Here is a 17,393-nt window from a genome sequence, read left to right on the forward strand (position 1 = left end):
GGTTCTCAATCCGTTGTTCTCAGCGCTGTGCTGCGATGAGGGAGCTGGCTTCCTGGCGTGTGCTGCCGGAGGACTCGATGTGGGCGAGTTCGGCCGGGATTTCCCAGCCCTTCTTGCGCATCGCGGTGGCCCAGAGCCGGCCGGCACGGTAGGAGGAACGCACCAGCGGTCCGGACATGACGCCGAGGAAGCCGATTTCCTCGGCCTCGGTGGCGAGGTCCACGAATTCCTGCGGCTTGACCCAGCGGTCCACCGGCAGGTGCCGTTCGGACGGGCGCAGGTACTGGGTGATGGTGATCAGGTCGCAGCCTGCCTGGTGCAGGTCGCGCAGGGCCTCGGAGATTTCCTCGCGGGTCTCGCCCATGCCCAGGATCAGGTTGGACTTGGTGACCATGCCCAGGTTCCGGCCCTGCGTGATCACATCCAGGGACCGCTCGTACCGGAACGCCGGGCGGATGCGCTTGAAAATCCGCGGGACCGTTTCGACGTTGTGCGCGAAGACCTCGGGCTTGGAGTCGCAGATCGCGGCGATGTGCTCGGGTTTGCCGGAGAAGTCCGGGATCAGCAGTTCGACGCCGGTGCCCGGGTTCAGTTCGTGGATCTTCCGGACGGTTTCGGCGTAGAGCCAGACACCTTCATCGGCCAGGTCGTCGCGGGCCACGCCGGTGACGGTGGCGTAGCGCAGCTGCATGGCCTGGACCGAGCGGGCCACCTTGGTGGGTTCGAACATGTCCACCGGGGAGGGTTTGCCGGTATCGATCTGGCAGAAATCACAGCGCCGGGTGCATTCGGAGCCGCCGATCAGGAACGTGGCTTCCTTGTCTTCCCAGCACTCGAAGATGTTCGGGCAGCCGGCCTCCTCACACACGGTGTGGAGGCCTTCCTTCTTGACCAGGTTCTTGAGCTGGACGAACTCCGGGCCCATCTGGACCTTGGCCTTGATCCACTCCGGCTTACGCTCCACCGGTGTGGCCGCGTTGCGCTGCTCGATACGCAGCATCTTCCGGCCTTCTGGTGCCAGTGTCATAGTTCTCTTTCCTTCAGCATTCGACTTCAGCATTCGACGACGTTGACGGCGAGGCCGCCCATGGCCGTTTCCTTGTATTTGGAGGACATGTCCCGGCCGGTCTCGCGCATGGTCACGATCACCTCGTCCAGGGACACCCGGTGCGTCCCGTCACCCCACAGCGCCATCTTCGCGGCATTGATCGCCTTCGCCGCAGCGATGGCGTTCCGCTCGATGCAGGGGATCTGCACCAGACCGCCGATCGGATCACACGTCAGGCCCAGGTTGTGCTCCATCGCGATCTCCGCCGCGTTCTCCACCTGCGCAGGAGTGCCGCCCATCACCTCGGCCAGACCGGCAGCGGCCATCGACGACGCCGAGCCCACCTCGCCCTGGCAACCCACCTCGGCACCCGAAATCGACGCCTGCTCTTTGTACAGCACACCAATGGCACCGGCGGTGAGCAGGAACTTCACCACCACATCATCCCGGTCCGCCTGCGTCGCCTTATCCATGCCCGGCGCGAAATGCAGGGCGTAATACAGCACCGCCGGAATGATCCCCGCCGCCCCGTTCGTCGGCGCCGTGACCACCCGCCCGCCGGAGGCGTTCTCCTCGTTCACGGCGAGGGCGATCAGGTTGACCCATTCCTGCCAGTACTTCGGATCCCGGTACTCCGGGTCCCGGGAATCCTGGTCCCGGGTCTCCTTCATCAGGCGTTCGTGCCAGTCCGGGGCCCGACGGCGGACCTTCAGCCCGCCCGGCAGCAGCCCCTCACGCTTCAGGGACACCGCGACGCACTCCTCCATCACGGAGTAGATGTGCAGCAGCCCTTCGCGGATCTCCTCCCCGGACCGGGACGCCCGTTCATTGACGAACATGATCTCCCCGATGGACAGGCCCTTGGACTGGCACCGGCCCAGCAACTCCGCAGCGGTCCGGAACGGCAGCGGCAGCTCCTTCTTGGACTCCTCCAGCTCCTGCCGGGCCGCGTCCTCCTCACCCTCACGGACAATGAACCCGCCGCCGACGGAGAAGAACGTCGCCTGGTGCAGCACCTCCCCCTTTTCGTCCGAAACCGTGAACGTCATCCCGTTCGTGTGCCGCGGCAGGATGGTCAACGGTCGCAGCACCATGTCCTTCACCCCGTACGGCAACGCCACACCCAGCCCGTCACCGGCGCCGGCCAGCTGCAGCTTCCCGGTCTCCGCGATCGCCGCCAGCCGCTCCTCCACCTCCGCCGGCAGGATCTTCTCCGGATGAAAACCCTCCAGCCCCAGCAGGATGGCCGTCATGGTCCCGTGCCCGTGCCCGGTCGCAGCCAGCGAACCGTACAGGTCCACCCGCAGCGACGCCACCCGGTCCAGGTCACCGGACGCCTTCAGCTCCTCGGCGAACACCGCGGCAGCCCGCATCGGACCCACCGTATGCGAACTCGACGGCCCGATTCCAATGGAAAAAAGATCAAACACACCAACAGCCATGGCCGGGTGTCCTTAGGTGCCCGGGCGCAGCGGGGCGGAGGTTTTGGGGAACAACTGAACGGTCACGAGGAACTCCATAATTCAGGTGGCGCATGGCGCCACGATGATTCGGGTTCCTCCCCGCTCTGTATCTGACCTGAGAGTTTCCGCGGACCCTGCTGCTACGGGGTGCCGCTTGCACCGTCGGTGAGCCCGGAGACCGGACTACTTTCCAGAGTTGCCTCGCCGCGGCGGTACGTGGGCCTGAGAGATTCCTGGGGAGGATTTGCTCCTACGGCGCCTGCTGAACGTACCGGCAGGACTCTCCCGCCGCAGATCAAAAGCGTGTGCCACTTGTCGGTGACACGGCTCACACATTATCCCGTCCGGCGGACAACATGCAACAGAGTTACTTCGTGTGGATCATTCCGCCCGTGCCGGGCGCTCCGGAATCCCGTCCCGGTACATCACGGTGCTGCGTTTGAAGATCTCGGCATAGACCGAAGACCGGACGGATGTGACCGTGTCCATCTGCCGGAGATCGTCGAGCAGCAGCCGGAGTTCGTCCAGGCCTGGCAGAGCCACCTGGGCCAGCACGTCCTCACCGGAGGCGGCGGCCCAGCGGGTCACCGGAAGGCTGGCCAAGTACTTCGCCGGCGCCTCCGCCGCCTTCCCGGAACGGGTCAGGGTAAGGAGGGACTCCACGGGAAATCCGAGCACTGCGGGATCCACCACTGCCCTGATGAACAGGGCACCGGAGTTGGTCATGGCTTCAAGGCGGCGGCTGACGGTTGCCTTGGAGACCGACAATGCGGAGGCCAGCTCATCCACGGTGGCCCGGCCGTTGCGGTGGAGGAGCTCGGCCAGCGACCGGTTCGTTTCATCAAGTGCCTCACCCGGCTGGCCGGTGCGGATTCCGGCCAGCCGGCCGTCCTCGTCGCGGTGGAGCGCGGCGTACTGTTTCTTGTCCAGTACGTCCGGAGTCCAGCCGCTGGGGGTCCGGAAATACTCCAGCAGCGGTGTCATGGCGAAGGACTGCACACCGTCCACCCCGGACAGGCGCCGGTAGAGAAGCCCGCCGAGTTCATCCGGGGAAAGAAACAGCTCCGCCACGGCCTCGTTCGTGCCGGACAGTGCGGTGACCCACGACGACTCTTCCTGCACCGCCAGCCAAGTGCAGACACTGCGAAGATTGCGCGGCGCCGCCGTCACGCGCAGCAGGAAGGCCGACCGCGCACTGACGGATGATGGATTGACGAAGGAGTTTGTGCGCACCACCCCGGCTTCGAGCAGCTTGTTGCCGCGGCGCGCCACGGTGCGTTCCTGCTGCCCCAGGACATCGGCGATCAGGCGCCAGGGAGCGCGTCCGTTCCGAACCAGCGCGGCCACGATCTGCCGGTCCAGGACGTCAAGCTGCTCCATGTCCCGGCTCCTTTCATTGCGGCTGCGAAAGTACGACGCCGGCAGCCTGCTCCCGCTGAACGGAACCGGGACGGCGGACGCGCCGCCGCCCCGCTCAAGTCAGTTCCGGCCCAGATAGGCTAGCACTCCGGAGAGCGCGGCACCCGTTCCCCCGACGACGGCGGCACGGGCGTCCGGCGCGAACTGCGGCGAATGGTTCCCGGCGGGTGTTGCCCCGCCCTCGAAGAGCTCCGGGTCGAAGGCGCCAAAGGCCCAGAACACGCCAGGCACGCCGATGGCGTCGCTGAGCCACCCCGCATCCTCGGACCCCATGCCGAGCGGTGAGTCGATCAGCGCATCAGCGCCGAAATCCGCTGTGAACGCTGCAGTCACGCGGTCGGCGGAGGCGGGATCGTTGTAGCAGCGGGGGAAGCTGTTCAGTTCCACGATGGTGGGTTCCGGCGCCGCCGAGGCCTCGGCTTCGGCCGAGATGATCCGCCGGATGGCGGCAAGCACGGTGGCGCGTGTGTCCTCATCGGGCGTCCGGACGTTGACCGAGAACTCGGCGGAGTCCGGAATGATGTTCTCCTTCAGGCCCGCATGGAAGGTTCCAACGGTGACGACTGCCGGCGTCGAAGGTGCCAGCTCGCGGGAGACGATGGTCTGCAGGCGAAGCACCATGGCGGCGGCGGCCACGATAGGGTCAATCGATTTTTCCGGCTGCGAGCCGTGGGCCTGCTTGCCGTGGACGGTGATCTTCCACGAATCGGCCAGGCTGGCCATGTGCCCGCCCCGGATCATGAGTTTTCCCTGGCTGACCGGCATGACGTGCTGGGCCAGCACCACCTCTGGCTTGGGAGCCCGGTCCCACAGGCCGTCGTCGATCATCGCCTTGGCGCCATACGCCGTCTCTTCGCCGGGCTGGAAGATGAGCACCAGGGTTCCGGCCCACAGTTCGCTGCGGTCCGTGAGGAGCGACGCGAGCGCCAGCGCGGCGGCAATGTGCGTGTCGTGCCCGCAGCCGTGCATCACCGGAGCGACGGTCCCGTCCGGCAGGGTGCCGGTGGCCTCGCTGGCGTAGTCAAGGCCCGTCTGTTCGGCGATGGGCAGGGCGTCGGTATCGGCGCGGAAGCCGATGACCGGTCCGTCGCCGTTCTTCAGGACGCCGACCACCCCGGTCACGCCGCAACGGAAGGACTCGATGCCCAGGCCGGCAAGGTGCTGTTCGATGTACTCCGCGGTGCTGTACTCCTGGGCCGAGAGTTCCGGGTGGGCATGCAGGTGCTTGTAGACGCCGACGTACTCCTCCACAAAGTCTTCGGGCACTTCGACGGCGGGGGTCAGGCGTACGCCTGTGGTGGTGGTCATAGTTGGCTTCCCTTTCAGTGGGTGGGTTCGGAAATTCGGGCGCGCGCGCTGTCGCCGGCGGCCGGTTCAACCAGGGCCTGCGGGGCTTTGGAGCGCGCAAACCAGGAGGCTGCGATGGTGATGATGACAGCCAGCGCGGTGGCAAAGTACGTCAGCCCCGGAGCTAGCGGCACCACCACGAAAACGATGATGGCGGCCACAACAACAGCCACAATCGTGGTGCGGCGGCTCTTCATCGCCATCACGCTCTGCAGCACTACGGCGCCGAAAATCGCGGGCAGGATGTAGCTGCGGGCCGTGGCGATGAGCGGCGCGGGGAGCATTCCCACGAGCCATGTGCCCAGCACGCCGACGAAGAGGATGAGGGTGGTGATGTGGACCAGCACCGCGCCGATGATGGCGCTGCCGGCGATGAGTTCCGCCCGGCGGGTACCCGGCTTCTCCCCCAGGTTGGCCTGCGCCACGATGGCAGCCGGCAGCAGTTTGTTGGCGATGTTGCCGATCAGGAAGGCCTGGTACATGGCTGACCGTCCCAGGATGGGGAAGTAGGACACCGGCTCAATCACGGCGATGATGCCGAAAGTGGCCAGGACAGCGCCGACGGCGGTGATCAGCTCCAGGGGTGTCACCCCCATGCCTGCGCCGAAGGCGGCGTACAGGGCCGCGGCAAGGGAGATCAGAAGCCCGAGCCCCAGGGTGATGGGACCCCAGATTGACGTGGTGCGGTCGAAGGCCGAAAACCGTGCGGATGTTTCAGGGGAAGTCATGGTGGACATCAGAATGGCTCCAGTCGGGGGTTTCAGGCGGCTGCGGTCATGAGGAAGGCGGTTGAGAGTGCCACGATGATGGACATTCCAAGTCCCCATTCGCGCAGCCAGGGAAGCCGGAGCTTATGGGCAAGCAGGAGGCACACGCCCATTGCTGCAGCGGAGGCGAGCATGGTGACGAGGTGGACGGGAGACTTGAGTACTTCCTGGAAGGCGAGGGTGAAAAAGGCGCCCAGCAGCGCCGCCGTCGGGACAATGGCCATCACGGCGGGGTTCACCTTGCGGAGTTTGGCGTCGCCCTTGCTGAGGATGGGCGTCAGGATCAGCGCCGTCAGCATCCAGGCGAGTCCGCCGATGGTCATGGCGGCGAAGGCGAGGGCGAAAATCTTCTGGGTGTATGTGGGTCCGCCCAGTTGCGCGCCCTGCGTGCCTGCCGAAATGCCGGCTGCGGCAACGTCGAAGGCAGCCGAGCCCACCAGGCCGATGCGTGTCAGGACCGCGGGGGTTCCGAACAGCGGGAGGAGCGAAATGGCGATCAGGGCAACGGCAAGGGAAGGGCCGATGGCCGCCACGGCACCGGAGCGGACCGAGCTGTTGACCTGCACCGGCGTCAGCTCAGCGGCCGGCGCCGCCTTCCTGATCGCCTTGAAGTAGATCAGCGACTGGAGGATGACGACGGCGAAAACGCCCACCGCGGACGCCCACAGGACTGGGTGGTGAATCAAAGGGGTGATGTCTGTGGAACCGGGATCGACAGCTGCGACAACCACGTTTACTCCTCGGGAAACTGAGGGAACACTCTTCAATTGAGTGTCCGAAATTAATACTTCATGAACTCCTTGTGCCTGTTTGTTTCATTTTTACAGCACGAGTTGTCCATAAGTACACAGTTTTCAGATTTCCGATAGATCACAAAAATGAAGCGCTGGTGTAAATTTCCCGGCCGCGGAAAGGGGCGGGCACAGCGTCGGGGCGAATCAGCCCGGCTAGAGGAACACTGCGGTGAACATCGCCGTTCCGCCTGCTCCGAAGGCGGCGAGGATGAGGCCTACCGAGAGGCTGCCCCTTGAGACGACAAAGACGGGCCGCGTCGATTCAGCGGGGTTCGCCGGGTTGTAGAGCACCGGGATGTGTGTGCCGATGATTTCCTGGTCCGCACCGTAGATGTCTGACTGGCCAAGCCATCGCCGGCCATGGGAGTCCTGGAACTCGTAGGACGGGGCAAAGCGGTGCTGGCCGTTGCTGGCGGGACCGTCTTTCCCGTGCAGGTTGCCGGTCACTGTAGCCTGAACCGGCACCCAGCCGCGTTGTGCGTATCGCCGTCGGAATGAGCCCGCCAGGGAGAACGCCGTGATGAGCAATCCCACCACCAGGAACAACGCGGGCACCCCGACGAACAGCGCTTCTATGGACTCCATGCTCAGCTCACCGGCACGATGCTGATAAACAAGAAGGACCCCGCAGCAATCGCCGCGAAGCATGGGATGAGGCAGCCGATCACCGTACTGTCCTGGGACGACACCTGGAACGACTGGTTGGGATTGATGGGGTTATACATCACTTCCACCGACGAGCCCGGAGCGGGCTGGTTGGCGTAAGACACTTCGGATTCGCCGGCGAACAGCGTCCCGCGGGGATCCGCAAATTGGTAGGTGGGGTAGAACCGCCGGCTGCGGCTGCTTCCGCCTCCGCCGTTTGTCCAGCCGGCCACGCTCCCGGTGACGATCGCCTGGACCCTCGGCCAGCTGGCAGTGAGTTGTTGGCGGCGCTTGGTCTTCCGCGAAAGGCGGACAATCGAAAAAACTACGCCGGCAACAAACAGCGCCCAAATGATGTACAGCGCGATCTTCACGTGTCCCCCCAGGTTCCAGTCACCAAGAAGTATGCCATCGGCCGGCGGCTGCCCCTCATTCGGGGCGGCCGCCGGCCGGAACCTGGCGGTCCTAGGACGTGAGGTGCAGCGAGGAGGTAAGCGCCGCGTCGGCGTCGCGCAGCACCTTGGCCGCCACCTGGAGACCTTCGATCCGGCCCAGCGAAACGTCCTCGTGCTCGATGTTGACCAGCATGTTGGGGTCCACCTCGTACAGGGCGCGGAGGAACTCGGTCCAGTACGCAGTGTCGTGCCCGCGGCCCAGCGCGACGAAGTCCCAGGCGGAGTTCCTGGGCCATTCGTTGGCCCACTCGTCGCCGCCGAGGTTTGTGCGGTTTTCCTCCGGCGCGAGCCGGCGGAAGCTGTTGTCCAGCACGCCATAGAGCGCGGCGTTCTCCGTGTTGACGCGGACGTCCTTGGCAGCTGCCTGGAACACCAGCGGGCCGAGTTCGCGTACCACTGCGACCGGATCCATCTGCTGCCAGAACAGGTGCGAGGCATCCAGCTCAACACCGACGTGCGTGGCGCCGGTAAGCTCGATGAGCTTGCGGACGTCAGCGGTGTTAAACACGATGTTCTGCGGATGCAGCTCGAGGGCCACCTTCACGCCGTGGTCAGCGGCAAGGCGGTCGGTTTCCTTCCAGAAATCGGCGGCGATGCCCCACTGGTAGTCCAGCACGTCCAGGGCCGCCGAGTTCCAGGCGTTGACCACCCAGTTGACGGTGGTGGCTCCCGGCTCGCCGCCGGGCAGGCCGGACATTGTGACCACGCGGTCCTGTCCCAGCCGGTGCGCCAGCCGGATGGAGCGGCGGATGTCCTCGGCATGCTTCTCACCGATTTCCCGCTTCGGGTGCAGCGGGTTGCCGTTGCAGTTCAGGCCGGCAATGGACACGCCTGTCCCCTCGAAGATCGCCAGGTAGTCGTCGCGGGCGGCGTCGCTTTCCAGGATCTGGTCCATGTCGGGGACGTGCACGGCCGGCAGGAACCCGCCGGTGTTGATTTCGATGCCGGTGAGCCCGAGGTCAGCGATGACTTTCAGGGCTTCGGGGAGCGGGCGGTCGTGCAGGATGGCGTTGTAGACCCCGAGTTTCATAGCGTGATCTTCTTTCCGTTGTTGAGTGCGGACTTCGTGACGGCGCCAAGCAGCTCCATATTGCGGACGCCCTCGTCGAACGTGGCGCAGCGGGGCAGCGACTCCGCTTCGCTGAGGCCGGCCACTTCCTCCAGGAACGCCCGGGCCTGGTAGCCGAACGCGTCGTTCTGGCCGAAGCCGACTTCAGGGGCGTCCATGGCCAGGCCGCCGGCAATGTAGGGGTGGCCGGGGCCGAGGATGACCTGGCGGTATCCGTTCTCGTTGCCGGAACCGTCATTGAGGAACAGCTGGATTTCGGCCGGGCGGCGCTGGTCGAACTTGGCCGCACCGTTCTCGCAGAACACCTCGAAGTTGAGGCTGTTGGCGTGGCCTGCGGCCACGCGGGAGACCTCGAAGCTGCCGGCGCCGTTTTCAAACTCTGCGGAGAACGCGGCGTAGTCGTCGTTCTCCACGGCCTCAAACGTGTCGCTGACGGCAGCGTGATCGTGCCCGATGACGGCGCCCAGCGGCAATGGCCGCTTGTCGATCGCGGTGCTGAGCCGCCCGCCGCTGACGGACTTGATGTCGCCGCAGAGGAACTCGGAGACGTAGGCCAGGTGGCTTCCGACGTCGGCAAGCGCGCCGGAGCCGGGCCCGCCCTTGTAGCGCCAGCTCATGGGAGCGGAGGGGCTGAAGCCGTAGTCGGTCCAGTAGCGGCCGCTGAAGTGCAGCACCTTCCCGAGGACGCCGGTGCGAATGAGGTCCCGGATGTAGGCGATGCCCGGGGTGCGGCGGAAGGTGAAGCCGATGCGTGCGATCGAACTCGCGCTGCGGGCCGCCTCCGCCATGGCGCGGGCATCCTCGATGGAATCGCTCAGCGGCTTCTCGCACAGTACGTGCTTGCCGGCGGCAAGGAGGCCTTCCACCACTTCGCGGTGCAGGGAGTTGGCGATGACCACGCTGACGACGTCGATGTCATCGGCCTCGGCGATTGCCTGCCATGACGTGTCGTTGCGCTCGTAACCGAAGCGGCGGGCGGCCAGGGAGCCGAATTCGGCGTTGACGTCGCCGATCGAGACCAGGCGCACCGCGGGAAGAACGGGGCTATACAGCGTTGAAGCCGTCCGATACGCGGCAGCGTGGGCCTTGCCGGCCATTCCTGCGCCAATGACGGCGACGCCGAGGCTTTCAGCCATTGATTTCTCCTTTGAAATTCCGTCAGGCCCATCGCCCGTCCGGGAAAATTGTAGCGCTACAAAAACCGGCGCTGAAGAAAATATTAGACATGTGCATATGTCCTGTCAATAGCCGGGAGAACTATCCTCGGATCAGATGTGAAAGGCTCTACACATGACGCAGAACACCTCCAGGACGCGCCGACCGACGATCTACGACGTCGCCCAGACCGCCGGCGTGTCTCCGTCCCTGGTATCCCTGGTGCTGCAAAACCCGTCCAAGGTCAGCGAGAAGCGCCGGACTGCGGTCCGGGCGGCAATGGCAGAACTGGGATACCGCCCCAGCCGGGCGGCCACCACCCTGGCCAGCAGCCAAACAAAGAGCATCGGGCTCGTCATTGACGACTTCCGGAACCTCTGGTTCGTGGACCTACTCCGCGGCATGGAATCCGCGCTCTCACCCCACGGCTACCAGGTCACCCTCGCGGATTCGCGCCCGGGCGAGAACCGCATCACCGAAGCCACCGACGGCCTGCTGGCCATGCACGTGGAAGGGCTCGTCATCGCCGCCGAACCCAGCGAATCCATGATGGCCGGAACGTGGATCCCCGCAGTTGTGGCCGGCTGGCGCAACGACGTCCCGGCGGGTGCCGACCTCATCACGAACGACGACGACGGCGGCGGCCGCATGGCTGCCGACCACCTGCTCAGCCTGGGCCACACCCGCATCGGACACCTTTCGGGTACCGGCGGCGCCGCGTCCCACCGCCGCGAGGGGTTCCGGGGCCGACTCGTGGAAGCCGGTATTGAGATCCGGATCGCCGGCGAAACGCAGGGAACGTCCGAGGAGGACGGCTACGCGGCCGCCTGCTGGATCCTCGACCACCACCCGGACACCACGGCCATCTTCGCCGCCAATGACACCATGGCCCTGGGTGCCTTCGCGGCAGCCAAGGCCCGCGGCCTGTCCGTTCCGGTGGACCTCTCCGTGATCGGCTACGACAACTCCCCCCTGGCCAAGTCGCGCTACCTCGACATGACCTCCGTGGACAACCGGAGCGACCTCGTGGGCGTCGACGTGGCGAACACGCTGCTCGCGCGGATCCAGGACCCGGGCCTCAAACCGGGCCGGAAGCTGATCGAGCCGGCGCTCATCGTCCGGGGCACCACGGCCCGCCCCTCCAGGTAACCAAGCCTCCGGGCTACTTCGCGCGCCGACCAAAATTGGAGCGCAACAATTTTCTTCCCGAATCTCTTGTGATCTGCGTCATTGGAGCGCTACAGTTTTCCTCACACCGCATTTGTCTTGACATTAGAACGTACTGACATTGCGATTTCCGGGTACCTCCACCTGCGCCAGTCCGACGAAGAACTCCCAGGAGAAACACATGAACAACCTCGCCAAAACCGCCGCCCTCAGCGCGGTCGCCGCCCTCGCCCTCGCCGGCTGCTCAGCAGCGGGCGCCGGCACGGAATCAGGAAGCGGCGCTAAGGAGAAGATCGGCATCGCCCTTCCCGCCGGCAACCAGACATTCTGGACGGGCTGGCAGAACGCAGCGCGCGACGCCGCCGCGAAACTGGGCGTCGACGCCTCCTTCTCGGACGCAAAGGGCGATGCGAACACCCAGAATGACCAGGTCAACAGCCTCCTCGTGGGCGGCGCCAAGGGCATCATCATCGCTTCCGTCGATCCCAAAGCCAACGCCTCCGTGGCCCAGGCGGCGTCCGACGCCGATGCCGTCCTGATCACGGGCAACCGCACCCTTGAGGTTCCCTACGGCGGACTTGAAGGCGCCAACCCGCGCGTGCACGTCGGATTCAACGATGTTGCGATCGGCAAGATGCAGGGCGAACTTGTGGTCCAGGCCTGCAAGGACATCAACCCCTGCCAGGTAGTGCTGCAGGAAGGAACCCTGGGATCCACGCCGCAGATCGAACGGTCGGCGGGCCTCATGGAAGGAATCAAGGGGGCAGCCAACGTCAAGATCATCGACAAGCAGTCCAATGACTTCGACCCCACCAAGGCAGTGGAGGTCACACAGACGCTCCTCCAGAAGCACCCCAAGGTGGACATCATGCTGGCCCAGACAGATCCCGAAGCCGTCGCTGCTGCCCGCGTCATCAAGGAGCAGGGCCGCCAGGACGGCGTCAAGGTCATCGGCATCGGCGGAAGCATCGAAGGCACTGCCGCCGTCCAGTCCGGCGAGCTGTACGGCACCGTCTGGGTGTCCGCCAAGCAGGACGCAACCGCCGCCGTCGAAACGCTGGTGAAGATCCTCCGCAAGGAGGCGGTGACCACCGCCACCCTTGGTGACCGCCCCACCGTCGAGGTCTCCGCGGTCAAGGTGACCAAGGAAAACGTTGGCCAGTACCCGGGCGAGTGGTGACAGCAGTGCCTGCCACCACAGAAACGCCCCGCGTGTCGGCGAAGGGCATCCGTAAGCTCTTCGCCGGCGTGCCGGCCCTCAAGGGAATCGACCTTGACCTCTACGCCGGTGAAGTCGTCGGACTGCTCGGCGAAAACGGCGCGGGAAAGTCAACGCTGATCAAGATCCTGTCCGGTGTCTACCGGCCGGACGGCGGCACCATCGTCATCAACGGCACCGACACCCATTTCAAGGAACCGTCGGAAGCCCTGGCCGCCGGGATCGCCACCGTCCACCAGCACTCCATGCTGGCGGACAACCTGACCGTCGCCGAGAACCTGGTGCTGGGCAAGGAGCCCGGTACCAAAGCCGCCAGGTTCTGGATCCGGAAGCGCGAGACCCTCCGGCAGGCCCAGGAGCTGGTGGACCGCTCCGGCATCGAACTCCCCCTCAAGACCCTGGCCGGGGACCTCACCGTTGCCCAGCGCCAGAGGGTCGAGATCCTCAAGGCCTCCAGCGAGGCGGGAACCCTGATCATCCTGGATGAGCCCACGGCGGCCCTGAACCCGGACGAAGTGGACGAACTGTTCGACGTCATCCGCAAACTCAAAGCCCAGGGGATCCCCGTGCTTTATGTGAGTCACCGGCTTGATGAAATCCCCCGGATCTGCGACCGGGTGGTGGTGCTGCGCGACGGCGCCTACGCCGGCGAGCTGGACAAGGAACACTCCGTGCCGGACGAGATCATCCCGCTGCTCGTTGGCCGGCAGATCACCGACCTCTTCCCGGAACTTCCCGCCGTCGGAGCTGACGCCGTCCTGGAAGTTAAGGGCGTGTCCGGGAAGCGGGCCCGCGATGTCAGCTTCACCGTCCATGCGGGGGAAATCCTTGGCATCACCGGCGCCATCGGTGCGGGCCAGCGGAACATTGCGCGCATCATCTTCGGTGCCGACAACGGCCGCGGAACCATGACGCTGAAGGGTAAGCCGCTCCCCCACGGCAGGCCCGACCTGGCCACGGCCGCCGGAATCGGGTACGTCTCCGGTGACCGGAAAACGGACGGGCTGATCCCGTCCCTGTCGGTCTGGCGCAACGCGACCCTGGTCAAGTCCCACCGGCTCGGCCGCCTCGGAGTCCTGAACCCCCGGACCGAGAAGAAAATCGGCCTGGAGCTGATCCGCAAATTCGACGTCCGATCGGCCAGTCCCAACCAGGAGATCGTTACCCTCAGCGGCGGAAACCAGCAAAAGGCCCTGCTCGCACGCTGGGCAGCGGTCTCACCGAAGCTGCTGATCCTGGACGAACCCACGCTCGGCGTCGACGTCGGCGCACGCCGCGAAATCTACGACCAGATCGTGGAACTGACCGCAACAGGCATGTCCGTCATCATCGTCTCGGCGGATCAGGCCGAACTGCAGGGCATGAGCCACCGCGTGCTGGTCTTTGATGAAGGCCGGGTAGTGGCCGAAATGAGTGGCAAGGACGCCACGGAAGAAGCAGTTCTCCGCGCCCGCATGGCGGCCGAAGAACACCTCGAGCAGGGAGCAACGTTATGACAATCCAATCCACGGCCCCCACGGCCACGCCGGACGGTGTGCAACTGCCCAAGGCACCGTCCCGGCCCAACTGGACCAAACAGCTTCGCCCGGTCCTCCGCCGCAACGGCCTGATCATCTTCTTCGGCGTCCTGCTGCTGGTTTTCGCGGCGGTCAGGCCGGAGTTCCTCTCCGAAGGCAACATCCGGAACATCCTCCTGAGCGCCTCGGTGATCGGCATCCTCGCCATCGGCCAGACCGTGGTGATGCTCACCGGCGGGTTCGACCTCGCGGTCGCCCGGACCGCCGTCGTCGCCGGTATGGTGGTTGGCCTGGTCAGCCCCCTGGGCATGTTCCCGGCGATTGCCCTCGCTGTGCTGTCCTCCATCATCGTCGGGCTGGTCAGCGGCACGCTCATCTCCAAGGCCAAGGTCAACCCGTTCGTCGTCACGCTCGGCATGTACACGATCCTCACCTCCGTGGCACTGCTGATCAACGACGGCGGTTCCGTCAGCAACCTCCCGGGCTGGCTGACGGGCCTCACATCCCTGAAGATCATGGGCGTCTCCAGCATCGTGTTCTGGTTCATTGGCATCGCCATTGCCGCCCACATCGTCCTGGCCCACACGCGCTTCGGACGCCACATCTACGCCATCGGCGGGAACTTCGAAGCCAGCCGCCTGGCCGGCATCAAGGTCAACCGGGTCCTGACCATCGCCTACATCGTCTGCGCCCTCTGCGCCGGCATCGCCGGGATCCTGCTGACCGCCCGGCTCCAGACGGCTTCGCCGGTAGCACTGCCCGGGGCCGAACTGGATGCCATCGCCGCCGTGATCATCGGCGGCACCCGGCTCAGCGGCGGCTTCGGATCCATCCCGCGCACCATCGTCGGAGTACTCATCCTCGCTTCGCTCTCCAGCGGCCTGGTCTTGCTCGGCGTCGCCGCCTACTGGCAGGGCATGGTCAAGGGCGCGGTCATCATCCTCGCCGTGGCGGTGGACGTCATCTTCAACAAGCGCAACTAGGCACCGCCCCGCTTTCGGCCACACCACGAGTGCCGGCGTCCGTCCAGGACGCCGGCACTCGTTGTTGCTGCCGCGACGTTGCTGCCGCGACCGAAACGCCGACGCTGACAGTCCTCCCGGCTGCCCTTGCTAGGCTGGACGCATGAAATCCCGCCTCGCCGCCCTGTCCGCTGCCGCCCTTATCCTCGCCCTGACCGGTTGCGGCCAGGTCCAGGAAGCGACCGAAAAAGCCGTGAGCGACGGCGCCTCGCAGGTTGCCACCGCAGCGGCCGACCAGGTCAAGGCGCAGGTCTGCGCCCTCGTGGAGGACGGGCTTGTCAGCGTCAAGGACAAGGAGCTGCTCGTTGGCCTCGTGGGCGGCGCGGAGACCGCCGGCGTGCCCGCCGAGATCACCACTCCCCTGCGTCAGATCGCCGAAGCGGGCGACCAGGTTCCGGCCGAATCCGTCACCGCGCTCAAGGACGCCTGCACCGCATAGTGCTAGCGCTTGCCCTTCTTGCGTGATCCCTTGCCGCGGCCCTTGTCCGGGTTGGGGGCGTAGCGCTGGGCCACCTTGGGCTTCTTGACGCCCGTCCCCCGGCGGTCCGGCTTGGGTTCCTTCTTGGGCTTCTCCACCTTCGCCGATGGCTGGCGGGAACTCTGGGCGGTGCGTCCGCGGACAATCCCGATGAACTCCTCGATCACCTCGTCCACCTCGTCCGGCTGGGTTGCGTGGGGCCACGCCAGCGCAATCTGGGTGGTGGGTGCGCCGGTGAGCTTCCGCGCCACCGTGTCCTTGACGTTGAAGTGGCGGGCAACGGACATCGGCAGGATGGCGAGCCCGGCACCGGAAGCCACCACCTGCAGGGCCATTTCCGGCCCGCCCAGTTCAGTAACATCCAGGAACGTTTCCGCGTCAAGGTCGACCAGCGCCACCTCGTCGAACACGGAAATTTCGTGTCCCTTGGGGGCGACCACCACGGGCTGCTCCTCGTAGAGGGGAATGACGTTCAGGCCCTCCCGCTCCACCGGAAGCCGGACGAAGCTGAGGTCCGCGGAACCGTCGCCGAGGACGGAAAGCTGAGCGCCGTCGTCGGACATAAATGAGCGCAAGGGAACATCCGGCATCCGCTCTTCCCAGCGCCGGATCCATTTGCCCGGCGTCACGCCGGCAACGTAGGCGAAGCGCAGCTCCCGCCTTTCCGGTTCGGAAGGGGCGGGTACTTGGGGGGCTTCTTCTTCAGCGGACACACGTTCACAGTACCGCCAGTGCTGCAGGATGGCGCTGCGGGCCCGCCCTCCGGATACCCTTGAAGCATGACCTCTGCAAACTCCCAGTCCATGAAGCCGGCCACCGTTGCCAAGAAGCTTGGCATCTACCTGCCCGCAACACCCCAGGAGTTCCAGGATTCGGTTATCACCCGCGCCGAGTTCGCCGAGCTCCAGGCCAACCCGCCGGAGTGGCTGGCGGAACTCCGCCGCAACGGCCCGCACCCCCGCCCGGTGGTGGCGCAGAAACTGAACGTCTCCATCAGCGGCCTGGCCCGCGGCGGCGTCGAAGATGCACTCACGACGGCGGAAATCACAGCGCTGCTGCAGGCTCCCCCGGCCTGGCTGGTCACCGAGCGCTCCACGCACGCCGCGGTCCGCGCCGAAGCCCAGCGTGTCAAGGACGAGACCGCCAAGAAGGACGCCAAGAAAGCCCGCGCCAAGGCCGAGTAAGTGCCTTAGCGGACGGGACGAAGGTCGTCGGGATCGCCCCGGTGGAACATCCTCCGCGGCGCAACGCCTTCGAAGAGCACCCACACGGTGGAGGCATCGTCGGTCATGGCGTCCACAATGCCCGACGCCGTGACACGGTTGCCCCGCACAATGGCCACCTTGTCGCCGGGTCGCAGTTCGGACCAGTCACGTTCCGGCTGCGCGGACCCGGCTGCCTCGCTGGCCGCCTGCTGTCCGTGCGGTATCTGCGGGTTTGCGCCGAACAGCCACGCCGAGACGTCGCTGCGCAGTACGAGGTGGGGTCCGCCCGTGGCACTCACGCTGCCCGTGGGAACGTAGTAACCGCGGCCCGCGCCCGACCCGCCGGCGGCCCTGTCCAAGGCATCGACCAGGCGCCTGGTGAGGTGCCCCTGGGGACCAATCTCCCGGAGCTCATCGAGCTCTTCCGGGGAGAGCCGCCCCAGCACAGCAGCAATATCGGCCATGATGGATCCCTTCTTGCGGATGGTGCCTGAAGACCCACGCTAGAACCCCGCCATTAACACCGCGTGAAATCGGGACGGCGAACAGAAAACAAGTTCCTCGGGGACAATCTGATCCGGCGCCTCGTTGAACCATTGACGCGTCGAGCCATACAGTCCGCC

Annotated in this window: 18 protein-coding genes and 1 riboswitch; of the genes, 6 read left to right on the plus strand and 12 right to left on the minus strand. The window is 65.7% G+C overall.

The window, feature by feature from the left end; translation table 11 throughout:
- Positions 1–19: 19 nt before the first annotated feature.
- From lipA to RW112_RS09085, 10 genes are all read right to left on the minus strand, one after another.
- Positions 20–1,027, minus strand: a complete 1,008-nt coding sequence (gene lipA / locus RW112_RS09040) for a lipoyl synthase (protein ID WP_317781416.1) — start codon at positions 1,025–1,027, stop codon at positions 20–22.
- A gap of 26 nt (positions 1,028–1,053) precedes the next feature.
- Positions 1,054–2,490 (minus strand): L-serine ammonia-lyase, encoded by a 1,437-nt coding sequence (locus RW112_RS09045; protein WP_317781417.1) that lies wholly within the window; start codon positions 2,488–2,490, stop codon positions 1,054–1,056.
- Positions 2,491–2,711: 221 nt separating this feature from the next.
- Positions 2,712–2,809, minus strand: a riboswitch (glycine riboswitch).
- A gap of 83 nt (positions 2,810–2,892) precedes the next feature.
- A complete protein-coding gene (locus tag RW112_RS09050; protein WP_317781418.1) occupies positions 2,893–3,891 on the minus strand; it encodes an Lrp/AsnC family transcriptional regulator in 999 nt (332 codons plus the stop codon).
- Between the two features lie 99 nt (positions 3,892–3,990).
- Positions 3,991–5,238 carry an amidohydrolase gene (locus RW112_RS09055; RefSeq protein WP_317781419.1) on the minus strand — a complete coding sequence of 416 codons (1,248 nt, stop codon included), beginning with the start codon at positions 5,236–5,238 and terminating at the stop codon, positions 3,991–3,993.
- A 14-nt stretch (positions 5,239–5,252) separates the two neighbouring features.
- The gene (locus RW112_RS09060; RefSeq protein ID WP_317781420.1) at positions 5,253–6,014 is read right to left on the minus strand and encodes a hypothetical protein; all 762 of its coding nucleotides are present in this window, start codon (positions 6,012–6,014) and stop codon (positions 5,253–5,255) included.
- Between the two features lie 23 nt (positions 6,015–6,037).
- Complete coding sequence (locus tag RW112_RS09065; RefSeq protein ID WP_317781421.1) at positions 6,038–6,775, minus strand: DUF5058 family protein; 738 nt, start codon at positions 6,773–6,775, stop codon at positions 6,038–6,040.
- Positions 6,776–6,991: 216 nt separating this feature from the next.
- Entirely contained in the window at positions 6,992–7,423 is a 432-nt protein-coding gene (locus RW112_RS09070; protein WP_317781422.1) for a DUF3592 domain-containing protein, read from the minus strand.
- Between the two features lie 2 nt (positions 7,424–7,425).
- Positions 7,426–7,857 carry a DUF3592 domain-containing protein gene (locus RW112_RS09075; RefSeq protein ID WP_317781423.1) on the minus strand — a complete coding sequence of 144 codons (432 nt, stop codon included), beginning with the start codon at positions 7,855–7,857 and terminating at the stop codon, positions 7,426–7,428.
- Between the two features lie 91 nt (positions 7,858–7,948).
- Positions 7,949–8,968 carry a sugar phosphate isomerase/epimerase gene (locus RW112_RS09080; protein WP_317781424.1) on the minus strand — a complete coding sequence of 340 codons (1,020 nt, stop codon included), beginning with the start codon at positions 8,966–8,968 and terminating at the stop codon, positions 7,949–7,951.
- Positions 8,965–10,143, minus strand: coding sequence for a Gfo/Idh/MocA family oxidoreductase (locus RW112_RS09085; RefSeq protein ID WP_317781425.1), 1,179 nt, complete (start codon positions 10,141–10,143; stop codon positions 8,965–8,967). The genes RW112_RS09080 and RW112_RS09085 overlap by 4 nt, the downstream gene beginning before the upstream one ends.
- A 154-nt stretch (positions 10,144–10,297) precedes the next feature.
- Between RW112_RS09085 and RW112_RS09090 the strand changes: the two genes are divergently transcribed.
- The 5 genes from RW112_RS09090 to RW112_RS09110 all read left to right on the plus strand — a co-directional run bounded on the left by RW112_RS09090 (position 10,298) and on the right by RW112_RS09110 (position 15,526).
- Positions 10,298–11,311 (plus strand): LacI family DNA-binding transcriptional regulator, encoded by a 1,014-nt coding sequence (locus RW112_RS09090; RefSeq protein ID WP_317781426.1) that lies wholly within the window; start codon positions 10,298–10,300, stop codon positions 11,309–11,311.
- Between the two features lie 199 nt (positions 11,312–11,510).
- Positions 11,511–12,509, plus strand: coding sequence for a sugar ABC transporter substrate-binding protein (locus tag RW112_RS09095; RefSeq protein ID WP_317781427.1), 999 nt, complete (start codon positions 11,511–11,513; stop codon positions 12,507–12,509).
- Positions 12,510–12,514: 5 nt separating this feature from the next.
- Positions 12,515–14,044, plus strand: a complete 1,530-nt coding sequence (locus RW112_RS09100; RefSeq protein ID WP_317781428.1) for a sugar ABC transporter ATP-binding protein — start codon at positions 12,515–12,517, stop codon at positions 14,042–14,044.
- Positions 14,041–15,048: an ABC transporter permease gene (locus tag RW112_RS09105; RefSeq protein ID WP_317781429.1), complete on the plus strand. Its 1,008-nt coding sequence runs from the start codon at positions 14,041–14,043 to the stop codon at positions 15,046–15,048. The genes RW112_RS09100 and RW112_RS09105 overlap by 4 nt, the downstream gene beginning before the upstream one ends.
- A 142-nt stretch (positions 15,049–15,190) precedes the next feature.
- Positions 15,191–15,526, plus strand: a complete 336-nt coding sequence (locus RW112_RS09110; RefSeq protein WP_317781430.1) for a hypothetical protein — start codon at positions 15,191–15,193, stop codon at positions 15,524–15,526.
- Positions 15,527–15,528: 2 nt separating this feature from the next.
- Here the strand turns inward: RW112_RS09110 and RW112_RS09115 are convergent, their stop codons facing one another.
- A complete protein-coding gene (locus RW112_RS09115; RefSeq protein ID WP_317781431.1) occupies positions 15,529–16,278 on the minus strand; it encodes a substrate-binding domain-containing protein in 750 nt (249 codons plus the stop codon).
- A gap of 66 nt (positions 16,279–16,344) precedes the next feature.
- On the opposite strand from RW112_RS09115, the gene RW112_RS09120 reads away from it, so the two are divergent.
- A complete protein-coding gene (locus RW112_RS09120) occupies positions 16,345–16,749 on the plus strand; it encodes a DUF5997 family protein (protein ID WP_317781432.1) in 405 nt (134 codons plus the stop codon).
- A 5-nt stretch (positions 16,750–16,754) separates the two neighbouring features.
- On the opposite strand, the gene RW112_RS09125 is transcribed toward RW112_RS09120, so the two are convergent.
- The gene (locus RW112_RS09125) at positions 16,755–17,234 is read right to left on the minus strand and encodes a hypothetical protein (RefSeq protein ID WP_317781433.1); all 480 of its coding nucleotides are present in this window, start codon (positions 17,232–17,234) and stop codon (positions 16,755–16,757) included.
- Positions 17,235–17,393 lie beyond the last annotated feature (159 nt).

This window comes from Arthrobacter sp. B10-11 (genome assembly GCF_033142195.1).
Lineage (GTDB): Bacteria > Actinomycetota > Actinomycetes > Actinomycetales > Micrococcaceae > Arthrobacter > Arthrobacter oryzae_C.